Origin of the sequence: Moorella sp. E308F (assembly GCF_006538365.1) — a bacterium.
Classification (GTDB): domain Bacteria; phylum Bacillota; class DSM-521; order Neomoorellales; family Neomoorellaceae; genus Neomoorella.
In genome coordinates, this window is record NZ_BJKN01000001.1 from 1,002,186 (window position 1) to 1,013,874 (window position 11,689).

The 11,689-nt window shown below is 55.6% G+C and carries 8 protein-coding genes; 6 read left to right on the forward strand and 2 right to left on the reverse strand.

Annotation, left to right across the window (positions count from 1 at the left end; translation table 11 throughout):
* The first annotated feature begins 198 nt into the window (after window positions 1-198).
* Entirely contained in the window at window positions 199-969 is a 771-nt protein-coding gene (locus E308F_RS05020; protein WP_141263817.1) for a hypothetical protein, read from the forward strand.
* A gap of 98 nt (window positions 970-1,067) precedes the next feature.
* Window positions 1,068-3,062: an excinuclease ABC subunit UvrB gene (gene uvrB / locus E308F_RS05025; RefSeq protein WP_141263818.1), complete on the forward strand. Its 1,995-nt coding sequence runs from the start codon at window positions 1,068-1,070 to the stop codon at window positions 3,060-3,062.
* A 46-nt stretch (window positions 3,063-3,108) separates the two neighbouring features.
* Here the strand turns inward: uvrB and E308F_RS05030 are convergent, their stop codons facing one another.
* Together E308F_RS05030 and E308F_RS05035 are read right to left on the reverse strand one after the other, a co-directional pair.
* Window positions 3,109-3,582 carry a type II toxin-antitoxin system VapC family toxin gene (locus tag E308F_RS05030; protein ID WP_141263819.1) on the reverse strand — a complete coding sequence of 158 codons (474 nt, stop codon included), beginning with the start codon at window positions 3,580-3,582 and terminating at the stop codon, window positions 3,109-3,111.
* Window positions 3,561-3,818 carry an AbrB/MazE/SpoVT family DNA-binding domain-containing protein gene (locus E308F_RS05035; RefSeq protein WP_141263820.1) on the reverse strand — a complete coding sequence of 86 codons (258 nt, stop codon included), beginning with the start codon at window positions 3,816-3,818 and terminating at the stop codon, window positions 3,561-3,563. The genes E308F_RS05030 and E308F_RS05035 overlap by 22 nt, the downstream gene beginning before the upstream one ends.
* Window positions 3,819-3,957: 139 nt before the next feature.
* On the opposite strand from E308F_RS05035, the gene E308F_RS05040 reads away from it, so the two are divergent.
* The 4 genes from E308F_RS05040 to dctP all read left to right on the forward strand — a co-directional run bounded on the left by E308F_RS05040 (window position 3,958) and on the right by dctP (window position 11,605).
* Window positions 3,958-7,725, forward strand: coding sequence for a UvrD-helicase domain-containing protein (locus E308F_RS05040; protein WP_172613829.1), 3,768 nt, complete (start codon window positions 3,958-3,960; stop codon window positions 7,723-7,725).
* A gap of 122 nt (window positions 7,726-7,847) precedes the next feature.
* Window positions 7,848-9,119: a PocR ligand-binding domain-containing protein gene (locus E308F_RS05045; protein WP_141263821.1), complete on the forward strand. Its 1,272-nt coding sequence runs from the start codon at window positions 7,848-7,850 to the stop codon at window positions 9,117-9,119.
* 121 nt (window positions 9,120-9,240) lie between these two features.
* Window positions 9,241-10,335, forward strand: a complete 1,095-nt coding sequence (locus E308F_RS05050) for a uroporphyrinogen decarboxylase family protein (RefSeq protein ID WP_172613830.1) — start codon at window positions 9,241-9,243, stop codon at window positions 10,333-10,335.
* A 112-nt stretch (window positions 10,336-10,447) separates the two neighbouring features.
* The gene (gene dctP, locus E308F_RS05055; RefSeq protein WP_141263823.1) at window positions 10,448-11,605 is read left to right on the forward strand and encodes a TRAP transporter substrate-binding protein DctP; all 1,158 of its coding nucleotides are present in this window, start codon (window positions 10,448-10,450) and stop codon (window positions 11,603-11,605) included.
* Window positions 11,606-11,689: the final 84 nt, after the last annotated feature.

The following is an 11,689-nucleotide window of genomic DNA, read 5'->3' on the forward strand; positions in this document are numbered from 1 at the left end:
GTCGTCTACCGGCGGGGGCAGAACAATGGTATTATAAAAAGTCGTGTGAGTAGGTATGATTAGATAAAAAAGGCAATTTGTTGAGGTATAATAGAACCAGGGCAGGAGAAATTTGAGTTATCATGGACAGAGTCGCCGGTTGTTACGAAAAAGGCGTGCCGGGAGGGCTGCCGAGTTAAAGAAAGGGGGTTAGACGCGATGGCAACGGAATTTAGAGGTATAACTCCGGAATTATACCATGCCATTATAGCTATAGTTGATCAGCGCATGGCGGAAATCAAGGTTACCCGTGCAGATTTCGATGATCTCAAAGATGTAGTCAAAGAATTGGCCGAAGCGCAGAAGCGTACCGAATATAAATTAGAAGAGCTGGCCGAGGCCCAGAGCCGTACTGAGGTAAGATTAAAGGAGCTGGCCGAAGCGCAGAAGCGCACCGAGGCAAGGATGGAGGAGCTGGCCGAGGCCCAGAGCCGCACTGAGGCAAGATTAGAGGAGCTGGCCGAAGCGCAAAAGCGCACCGAGGCAAGGATGGAGGAGTTGGCCGAGGCCCAGCAACGAACGGAAACGGAATTGCAGCAGCTGGCGCGTCAGGTGGGTTCCCTTTCCGCTACTATGGGTTTTGGCCTGGAGGATATAGCCAGAGTTTGCCTACCAGGTTATCTGGAACGTAACCAGGGTGTAAAGATAGATAAGCTTACCAGGAAATATGTAGACGTCGGCGGCGAACCGGTGGAAATCGATCTTTTTGGCTCCGGGACAAAAGCTGGGCGACCGGTGACGGTGATTGGCGAGGTAAAGGCACGCATCTACAGCCGGGAAATAAAAGCCTTTGCCCGTAAGGTGGCCAGGGTACGAGCATCACTCGAGGGCGAAATACTAAAAGTAATGTTCGGCTACCTGATTCACCCATCGGCTTCGGAATTAGCGAGCCGGGAAGGGATAATCCTGGTAGCTTCCTATGAACGCTAAAAATGACTGTCACAATATACCCTCGACACAGTATGATCGGCCTGGGTAGTATACCCCGGGCCGCTGTGTTATAATAGCTCCCGGAAGGGGGAAGCGCCATGCCGCCCTTTATCCTGAAGTCAGATTACCAGCCGCGGGGCGACCAGCCCCAGGCCATTGCCGCCCTGGTGGAAGGGTTGCAGAAAGGCTACCGCCACCAGACCCTGCTGGGGGCGACGGGTACCGGCAAGACCTACACCATGGCCCAGGTCATCCAGGCCGTGCAGCGGCCCACCCTGGTCCTGGCCCCTAACAAGACCCTGGCGGCCCAGCTCTGCGGCGAGTTCAAGGAGTTTTTTCCCGACAACGCCGTCGAGTATTTTGTCAGCTACTATGACTATTACCAGCCGGAGGCCTATGTACCCCAGACGGATACCTATATCGAAAAGGACAGCTCCATCAACGACGAGATCGACAAGTTGCGCCACTCGGCTACCGCCGCCCTTTTTGAGCGGCGGGACGTCATCATTGTGGCCAGCGTCTCCTGTATCTACGGCCTGGGTTCGCCGGAGGACTACAGCACCCTGATGCTTTCCTTACGGGAGGGCCAGGAATACGACCGCGATGCCATTTTGCGGAAGCTGGTGGACATCCAGTACAGCCGCAACGACTACGATTTCAAGCGGGGTACTTTCCGCGTCCACGGCGACGTTATAGAGATTTTCCCGGCTTCCTATCATGAAAAGGCCGTACGGGTGGAAATGTTCGGCGATGAAATCGAACGCCTGCTGGAAATCGACACCCTGACGGGAGAAATCCTGGCCCGGCGCCGCCACGTGGCCATCTTCCCGGCCAGCCACTATGTGGTGGAAGAAAGCAAGATGGAGCGGGCGTTAAAAAGCATTGAGGCCGAACTGGAGGAACGCCTGCAGGAACTGCGGCGACAGGGAAAGCTTTTAGAGGCCCAGCGCCTGGAGCAGCGGACCCGGTTTGACCTGGAGATGATGCGGGAAGTTGGCTTTTGTAAAGGCATCGAAAACTATTCCCGCCACCTGACCGGCCGGGCGCCTGGGGAGCCGCCCTATACCCTGCTGGATTACTTTCCCGACGATTTCCTGTTGATCATTGATGAGTCCCATATCACCGTGCCCCAGATCGGCGGTATGTATGAAGGCGACCGTTCCCGCAAGCAGACTCTGGTAGATTATGGCTTTCGTTTGCCCTCGGCCCTGGACAACCGGCCCCTGACCTTTGAGGAGTTCTGCCAGCGCATTAAGCAGGTAATCTATGTCTCAGCGACGCCGGGTCCCTATGAACTGGAACACTCCCAGCAGGTAGTGGAGCAGATCATTCGGCCCACCGGCCTGGTGGATCCCGAGGTCCTGGTGCGGCCTGTAAAGGGGCAGATTGACGACCTGGTGGGCGAGATAAATAAGCGGGTGGCTCGAAATGAGCGCGTCCTGGTGACGACCCTGACCAAGCGCATGGCCGAGGATCTAACCGATTACCTGCGCGAAGTGGGCATCAAGGTGCGTTACATGCACTCCGATATCGGCGCCATTGAGCGGATGGAGATCATCCGTGACCTGCGCCTGGGGGTTTTTGATGTCCTGGTGGGGATCAACCTGCTGCGGGAGGGGCTGGACCTGCCGGAGGTTTCCCTGGTGGCCATTCTGGATGCCGACAAGGAAGGCTTCCTGCGTTCGGAGCGCTCCCTGATCCAGACCATCGGCCGGGCCGCTCGCAACGCCAACGGCCAGGTCATCATGTACGCTGATACCATTACCGCCTCCATGCGGCGGGCCATAGATGAAACCAACCGCCGCCGCCAGATACAAATTGAGTACAACCGCCGGCACGACATTACCCCCCGGACCGTCAGCAAACCGGTGCGGGATATTATTGAAACAGCGGTGGTCGAGGAGCCGGCCAGGTACCAGGCGAGCCAATCTCAGGCTAAGAAAAAGAAGAAGGGCCACTTTAGTAAACGGGAGCTGCAATCCCTGATTAGCCAGCTGGAGAAAGAGATGCGCGCTGCTGCCAAACAACTGGATTTTGAACGCGCTGCCGAACTCCGCGACGCTATCCTGGAACTACGGCTACAAGCCGGGTAAATTGAGGCGAGCTGCCGCATCCCGGTAACGGCAGGACAAGGTTTTATCAACCATCGACATAGAGGTCAAGTAGAATTACTTCCGGTATAGTTGCTACCGCTGTATTAATTTTAGACCAGGTACGATCATTACCGATAATTGCCCCACACCCGGCTGTTTTTGCTGTGGCAATAATAAGGGCGTCAGGAAGACGCAAGTTTGTTTTTGCCCGGATGGCTGCAGCCATTTGGCCAATCTGGCGCGAAATGGGGATTACCTTGAGGCCTGGAAAATCGTCCAGGAATAATTTTACCATAGTTAGCGCTTCTTGATTATCTTGCTTTAGAGGCCCAACCAGGAGTTCTGTTTCGGTAATTACAGAAATGACAGCTTCTAGATTTTGTTGTTCAAAAAGGCCAAATAAAGGATTTAAGATAGTATCGTAAGGGCTAATACCCTGCAAAAAATAGATTATGGTACTTGTATCGAGGAGTAAGCGCTGGAAACCGGCAATCTTGTTTAAGAAGGCGTCTTTTCCCATGTTTCGCGTTCCTTCCCGACATAGACGTCTATCTCTTCTTTGGTTTGTCCGTAGATACCCTTTAATGATCCGGCCAGCAATTCAGTATAACTTTTAGTTTTGGGCCATATGATAAGCTTATCCCCATGTACTTCCAACAATAATTTTTGTCCCGGCTGGATACCAAGCTTTTTATAAATGGCGGCAGGTATGGTTATTTGGCGCTTACTGGAAATTTTTATGATGGCTTGATCCATTTCATTTCCTCCAAATCATTTTCTTACTTACTATTATACGGCCGGTAAGTGTACTCTGACAACAACTTACCGATAAATGATTTTAATTCTGCCTGTGAGGTAGCAGGACAGGTGCCAAAATCAATTATTATGGGTGATAATGTTGCATTTTATCGCCGATCTCCACGTCCACTCCCGTTACTCCCGGGCCACCAGCAGGGATGCCACGCCGGAGAACTTTTACCGCTACGCTGTTTATAAAGGCGTGACCCTGGTGGGCAGCGGCGATTTTACCCACCCGGCCTGGCGGGAGGAGCTGAAAAATAAGCTGGAGCTGGCGGAGGAGGGCCTTTACCGCCTGAAGGAGGAATTCTGCCGGGCGGTAGAGGAAGATACTTCCTCTGGGCTGCCGCTTTTAGGTCATAAGGGTTGCAACCTGGGCGGCTACTTCCCTAAAGGTTACTCAAGTTATGTTCCCGTTGACGCTGACGGACACCCTGTGGTGCGCTTTATCATCAGCGGGGAGATCAGCACCATCTATAAAAAAGGCGGGCGCACCCGTAAAGTCCACCACCTCATCCTCCTGCCCGATCTTGAGGCAGCGGAAGCCCTCAGCCGCCGCCTGGAAGGGATCGGCAACCTTCATTCTGACGGCCGGCCTATCCTCGGCCTGGACAGCCGCCGGCTCCTGGAGATGACCCTCGAGGCCTGCCCGCAGGCCATCTTTATCCCGGCCCATATCTGGACCCCCCATTTCTCCCTCTTCGGCGCCAACTCGGGGTTTGACAGTATGGAAGAGTGTTTTGAGGACCTGGCCGGTTACATCTACGCCGTGGAAACGGGCCTTTCCTCCGACCCGCCCATGAACTGGCGCCTTTCCGCCCTGGACCGCCTTACCCTGGTTTCCAATTCCGATGCCCATTCTCCTCGCCACCTGGCCAGGGAGGCCAACATCTTCAACACCGAGCTTTCCTACCCGGCCATCCGCCGGGCCCTGCAGGAAAGGGAAGCGGCCAATTTCCTGGGAACGCTGGAGTTCTTCCCCGAGGAAGGCAAGTATCACTATGACGGCCATCGGGCCTGTAATATCTGCTGGCCGCCGGCCCGGACGCGGGCGGCAGGTGGAGTGTGCCCCGTCTGCGGCCGCAAGGTGACCGTTGGCGTGCTGCACCGGGTGGAGGTACTGGCCGACCGGGAAGAGGGTGTTCGCCCGCAGGGCGCCCGCCCTTACGAGAGCCTGGTTCCCCTGCCGGAGGTGCTGGCGTCGGCCCTGGGGAGGGGTACCGCTTCTAAAAAAGTCGCCGCCCTTTACTTTGACCTGCTCCGCCGCCTGGGCCCGGAACTGGTAGTGCTGCGGGAGGCTCCCCTGGAGGCCATCGCCCGGGTGGCGGGGGCGTCGGTCGCTGAAGCCATCCGGCGCATGCGCGCCGGCGAGGTAGAGAGGCAGCCGGGCTTTGATGGCGAGTATGGCCGGATCCTGCTGATCCGGCCGGAGGAGAGGGAGTATTTCGTAGGGCAGGCCAGCCTGTTTGGGGAAGCCGGGGAAATTGCTGCCGCAGCAGCTACAAGTACCTGCCAGGCAAGTACAGCCGGGAAAAAGACTAAACTCGGTAAGGCCGTAAAGGAGAATGCAGCGGCAAAGGGCAGCGATGTGACAGCGCAGGCGAGGCGGCGGGCAGCTCCGGAGGGGTTAGCCGTGCCGGCAGGGGGAGGGGTGACGCCATCTATAGCGGCGGACCCGGGCCAGCCGGCAGGCCCTGCCGGTGGTGAACCTGTTCCGGTTAAGGCGGCAACAGGCGCTGGCGTTCCCCTGGCTGGCCTCAATGAGGAACAGCGGCTGGCAGTCACCGCGGCAGAGGGGCCGGTTATTGTCCTGGCCGGCCCGGGTACGGGTAAGACCAGCACCCTGGTTCACCGCCTGGCCTACTTAATAGGGATGCGAGGCATTGCCCCCGGCCAGATTACGGCCGTCACCTTTACCAATAAAGCTGCCACCGAAATCCGGCAGCGTGTGGTTGAACTGTTGGAGGAGGCCGGGGGGATTGAGGATTTAACCATTGGCACCTTTCACAGCATCTGCCATGACCTGCTGCGGTGCTGGCCGGAACAGGACCGGGCGATAGCTCCGGCCTTTGCCGGCCGGGAGCAGCCCACCGTCCTTGATGAGAGCGACGCCAGGAGCATTCTGGCAGAAATCCTCCAGGAAAGCGGGAGAGGCGGCTCCCGCCGGGCCCTGAAGCTGCAGCGGCAGATTTCCCTTCTCAAAAGCCGTGGCCTGCTTCCTTCATCCCCCGGCGTCCCGGAAGACCTGCGGCCAGTTTACAGCGCCTACCAGGAGCGGCTGGCCGAATACGGTGTCCTCGATTACGATGATCTCCTGCTTCTGGCGGTTGATTTGCTGGAGAGATGGATAGCTGCCGGGGAGGACACACCGGAGGTTAAAAGGTTGCTGGCCCGGTTTACCTACCTCCTCGTTGACGAATTCCAGGACGTCAACCCGGTCCAGTACCGGCTGATCAGGCTGTGGAGCGGCGATGGCGGCAATCTCTTCGTCATCGGCGACCCCGACCAGGCCATCTATGGCTTTCGCGGGGCCAGCAACCGTTTTTTCCGGCAGCTCCAGGAGGACTTCCCGGCAGCACGGGTTTTCCGGCTAACCCGCAATTATCGCTCCACGCCCACCATCCTCCGGGCGGCTGCGGCCGTAATCGCCCATAACCCGCATCCTGGCCTTAAACTTCCGGGCGACAAGGTTCTTGTCGCCGCAAAGGAGGAGGGGCCCCCGATCCTTCACGTGGAGGTCCCCGGTGAGATGGCTGAGGGCATCGCCATTGTCAGGGAGATCGGCCGCCTGGTAGGCGGCACCACCATGCTCCAGGCCCACGGCCAGGGAGGCATGGTACCTGTGGAAGTCCCGGGGGGCAGGGAAGGAGAAGCCCTCGGTTTTGCCGATATAGCCGTCCTGGCCCGGACGGGGCGCCAGTTAGAGACCCTGGAAGAATGTTTCCTGAAGGAGGGGATACCCTACCGGCTGGTAGGCCGCGAAAGCTTCCTGGAAGACCGGCCGGTCCGGGAGGCTCTGGCCTTTTGCTGGTGCCTGGTCAACCCGGAAGACGATTTCCATATTTATCGCTGCCTCGGTGGGGGCCCCTTTGGCCAGGATAAAAGAGATATTGCCCTGGTCCGGGAGACAGCCAGGCAAATGCATTGCCCGGCCTGGCAGGCCATAGAAAGGTTAACGGCAGGCGAGGCGTCGCCAGGGGCAGCAGCCGGGAAGGGTTTGCTGGCCTTCAGGAATGCCGTGGAGACCTGGAGGACCATAATGCGCCAGGAACCTCCTGAGCGCCTCCTGGCCCGCTGGATTGAGGAGCATAACCTCCAGGAAGTGGCCAGCATGAACCGCCTTATGCGGGTGGCAGCGCGTTTTAACGACCTTTCTGCCTTCCTGCGCGGGGTCGTCCTGGCCGAGGAAGCAGACCATGAGCGCTGGGGCAACAATGTAACTGCCCCCGAAGCAGTAAGCCTGATGACCCTCCATGCCGCCAAGGGGCTGGAGTTTCCCGTGGTCTTTATAGCCGGTGTAGAAGACGGATTGTTGCCCATCAAAGAGCGCCCTGGCGTTCCTCCGGATGATGGAGGAGATGTTGACGTGGAGCCTTCTATAGTGATGAGCCCTACCCAGGGAAGCGGGGAAATTTTGGCCGAGGAACGCCGCCTGTTTTACGTCGGCCTTACCCGGGCGCGGGATATATTGATCCTGGTATCATCCCGCAGCAGGACTATTGCTGGCAGAAAGGTACCTTCCCAGCCCTCTCCTTTCCTGCTGGAAATACCTCCGGAGTGCCTGGAGAAAAAATTTTGGCCCGGCAGGACAAAAGGCAGGCAGGGAACAGATGATGGGAAATATAAGCAACTGCGCCTGTTTTAAATATGGAGTTAGAAACAGGCGCTCTTGCCGGAATCATTTGAGCAAAAATTGGCAATAATTTATGCAGGACTATGTCGTTAATTATCGAAATAAAAAATTAAAAAGGTCGGGGGGGATCTGTTTTGGGCTTGTTATCCCTGCAACAGCTGGCAGACCCGGCCGTTCTAAAGCGCCTGCTTAGTTCTTTTACCGAGGCCACCGGGATACGGGCGGTAATTTTAGATACAGCTATGGAACCCGTTATCGGCGTCGAAGATTATACCTATCACTGCCGGTTGTGCCAGCTGGTTAACTCGGTGACAGAAGGTGCCGAACGTTGCCGGGAAACCTACCGCCGTGCCTGCCGGGCGGTGGAACTCATTGATCCCTGTATCCTCTTTTGCCATGCCGGCCTGGTTCACTGGGCCGCACCAATCAAATTGCAAGATCAGGTCCTGGGAACCATTATTTGCGGCCAAGCAATTATGTGGGAACTGGATGAGCAGGCCATGCAGGAGATATTTAACCAGGTGGCGGACCTGTGCCTACCACCCCGGGAACTGAGGGCTGCCATCCAGAAATTACGGGTTGTCCCGGCGCGCCAGGTCCAGCAAGGAGCGGAACTGTTAAAGAAGCTGGCGGCCCGGGTGGCAGCCAGCAGCCTGAGCAGCCTGGGAGCTACCGGGCAACAGGAAAAAAGAGGACCTTTAAAAGGGCCGTCCCTCTGGAACTGGCTGGTGGAAAGGGCCCCGTGGGAGCAAGGTAACGGCTACCAGCTGGATCTGGAAAATGAGCTGGCGAGCAGGGTGCGCCTGGGGGACCGGCTGGGGGCAGAGACTATCCTGGAAAATCTCCTGGGGAACATCCTTTTTACCAACATCGGCCGCGCCGAAATTATCAAATATCGCCTGCTGGAGTTGCTGGCCATCCTTTCCCGGGCGGCTGCTGCCGGCGGCGCCAGGCCGGAAGAGATTTTAAACTTAAGTGCAGCCAGTATGCAAAAAATTTCCACTCTGTCCCTTGAGGAGAGCTTCATCTGGTTGCTGCGCACCCTGGATGAATTTATGGACCGGATCTACCGCGCCCGGGAAAGCCGCCAGACACCGCCGGTGGAAAAGGCTGTGGCCTATATCAATACCAACTACAGGCAGAGTATAGGTTTAGAAGATATAGCTGTCTTTGTTGATTTAAGCCCGGCCCACTTGAGCCGCCTGTTTAAAAAGGAAATGGGCCGGACGGTAATTGAATACCTGAACCTGGTGCGTATAGAAGCTGCCAAACGTTTGCTGCGGGAAGGGAAAACTATCGAAGAAGTAGCCACAGCGACAGGCTTTAATGAAGTTACCTATTTCAGCCGCGTATTTAAACGGGAGGTTGGCGTAACGCCTGGAACTTACCGGAGTAGATATGCCTGAAAAGTGATACTGTGAAAACGATCCCAATGGTCAAAAATATGCAAAAAAGTATCCGGATAGTTCAAAGGGTAAAGATGGTCTGATGGCGAAACCAAATTTAAATTTTACGGAGGTGACCTGTATGACCATGACACCGCGGGAAAGGGTATTAACTGCCCTGGCCCGGGGGGTGCCCGATCAGGTGCCCTTTGTGGAAAATGATGTCGAGGAGCCCCTCCAGGTAGAGATCATGGGCCGGGATGACTTCACACCGACCGAGCTCTGTGAGGTCCTGGGACTGGATGGTTTTGGCTATCATTATCCTACCGGGGGGGAAGCCGGTACCGGCCAGTCCATGCAGGGGGGCGATGCCTTCCACGAGAAGTACTACTTCCCCAACAAGGTAACCTTTGACTTCTTCCCACCCTGGATCGCCAAAATGGGCGTTGATGCCAGCGGGCGCAACTTCATCGAAAAGGGCCTGCTGGTGGATGAAGAATCCTTGAAGCTGTTTGATGAATACCTGCCCGACCCCGATCACCCGGCCCGGTACGAACGGGTGGCTGAATGGATTGCCAAATACAAAGGCAAATACGCCGTCTTTGCCCGCATACGCTTGGGCGCGGCTTCGACCATTAACAGCATGGGACTGGACCACTTCTCCTTTGCCATTTTTGACAATCCAAAGCTGGTCCATGAAGTCCACCGGCGCTTTTCCGAGTGGTCGGCCCGGGTCGTCGAGCATTTAAATCAAATGGATTTCGACTTCTTCTGGGCCAACGATGATATAGCCGATAACCGTGGCCCTTGGGTATCACCACAGATGTTCCGGGAATTTTTCCTGCCCCACATGAAAGTGGTGGCCCAGGCCATCAAAAAGCCCTGGATCTTCCACAGTGACGGCAACCTTTTTCCCGTTATGGACGACCTGCTCACTCTGGGGATGAGCGCCATTCACCCCATCCAGCCGGCAGCCATGGATATTGGCAGGATGAAGCGGGAGTATGGCCACCGCGTCTGCTTAGTAGGCAACATTGACCTGGACTATACCCTGACCATGGGTACACCGGAAGAAGTGGATGCCGAGGTTAAAGAACGCATCCGGGTGGCGGCGCCGGGCGGTGGATACATCTGCAGCAGTGCCAACAGTCTGCCCGGCTACGCTAAAAAGGAAAACGCCCTGGCCATGCGGGATGCTATTAAGAAGTATGGTAAGTATCCCATTCAATTAGATTAAATTGCCGGCATTAACATTGAGGTTTAGTAAAGGAGGGGGTGCAAAAAGGCCGAGAGAACGATAATAAGGTTAAAAATGTTGGGGTTTAGTATATTTAAAAGGAGGGATTTGGTTGAGAAAGCACCGTGTATTGTTAATAGTGGCACTGGCAATAATTGTGGCACTGATGGTAGCGGGTTGCGGTGGTAACCAGGCAACATCAGGACAGGGCTCCGCAACTTCAGGAAGCTCATCCTCGTCAGGGACAATGGCCAAACAACCAGAGTTTGTATGGCGTATGCAAGTTATCCATAATACCGGGCAGAGCGACTTTGAACAAAATAAACAGACGGCGGAAAAGATTTATAAGGCTACCAATGGCCGCCTGAAAATCGAAGTGCACCCAAATGGAACCTTTGCCAGCAGTATGGAGGCCTTCCAGGCCGTCGGCGACGGTGTCTTTGAAATGCTATCCAGCTGGCCCAGCTACGCCAAAGGTATCGACTACGCCTTCCAGGTACTGGGTACCGGCAACCTGACCATGGACGCCCATGATAAATGGGTCTGGGTGTATGAGGCTGGCGGCTGGGATCTCCTGCAAAAGGCCTTTGACAAGATTAATTTAAAACTGCTAGCCGTGGAGATCTGGGGCACAGAAGTCTTAATGGCCAATCAACCCTTTAAGACTATTGAAGAAATGAAGGGCAAGAAATTCAGGACTTCCGACCCGCGCCTGCTGGAGAAAAACGGCGTGGCGGCCATTACCATGCCATTAGAAGAGGTATTTACTGCCATGTCTACGGGGGCTGTAGATATGGCCGAGTTTGGTAACCTAGACTGGAACAAGGGTATAGGACTGACCGATGTAGCCAAATATGGTATCTTTCCTGACTTCTGGAATGTCCACTTCATTACCACTGTGGTCGTCAACAAGGATGCTTGGAACAAGCTGCCGCCAGATCTCCAGCAGATTGTGGAAATGGCCTTCCAGTCCGACGAATTAAAGCACTGGACTCGCAGCCAGTACCGCAGCGCCCTCGCCATGAAGGAACTGGAAAAGAGCGGCAAAATGCAGTTCCTGAGGATGGATGATGAGCAATGGATTAAGCTAAGGGAACAGATGTACCAGATTGAGCAGGAGGATATCAAAAAGTACGGCGGCCTGACGGCAGAAGTCTATCAATCCCTATATAAGTTTATGGAAGACTGGTATCCCTATAAAGATATAGCCAGGTGGTGGGGCTGGGGCCTCACGCCGGAGCAGCAATTGGGGTACCAACCTAAGAAGTAACTTGCTATCCTGTTCCTCCAGGGCTGCCATGACTGGAGATAATCATGGCAGCCTTATAATCGATTTTATTTAAAGAGGTGCTAT

Bases quoted from the DNA above. Each gene is read 5' to 3' on its own strand.
- E308F_RS05020 (WP_141263817.1), top strand. From the start codon at position 199: ATGGCAACGGAATTTAGAGGTATAACTCCGGAATTATACCATGCCATT.
- uvrB (WP_141263818.1), top strand. From the start codon at position 1,068: ATGCCGCCCTTTATCCTGAAGTCAGATTACCAGCCGCGGGGCGACCAG.
- E308F_RS05030 (WP_141263819.1), bottom strand. From the start codon at position 3,582: ATGGGAAAAGACGCCTTCTTAAACAAGATTGCCGGTTTCCAGCGCTTA.
- E308F_RS05035 (WP_141263820.1), bottom strand. From the start codon at position 3,818: ATGGATCAAGCCATCATAAAAATTTCCAGTAAGCGCCAAATAACCATA.
- E308F_RS05040 (WP_172613829.1), top strand. From the start codon at position 3,958: ATGTTGCATTTTATCGCCGATCTCCACGTCCACTCCCGTTACTCCCGG.
- E308F_RS05050 (WP_172613830.1), top strand. From the start codon at position 9,241: ATGACCATGACACCGCGGGAAAGGGTATTAACTGCCCTGGCCCGGGGG.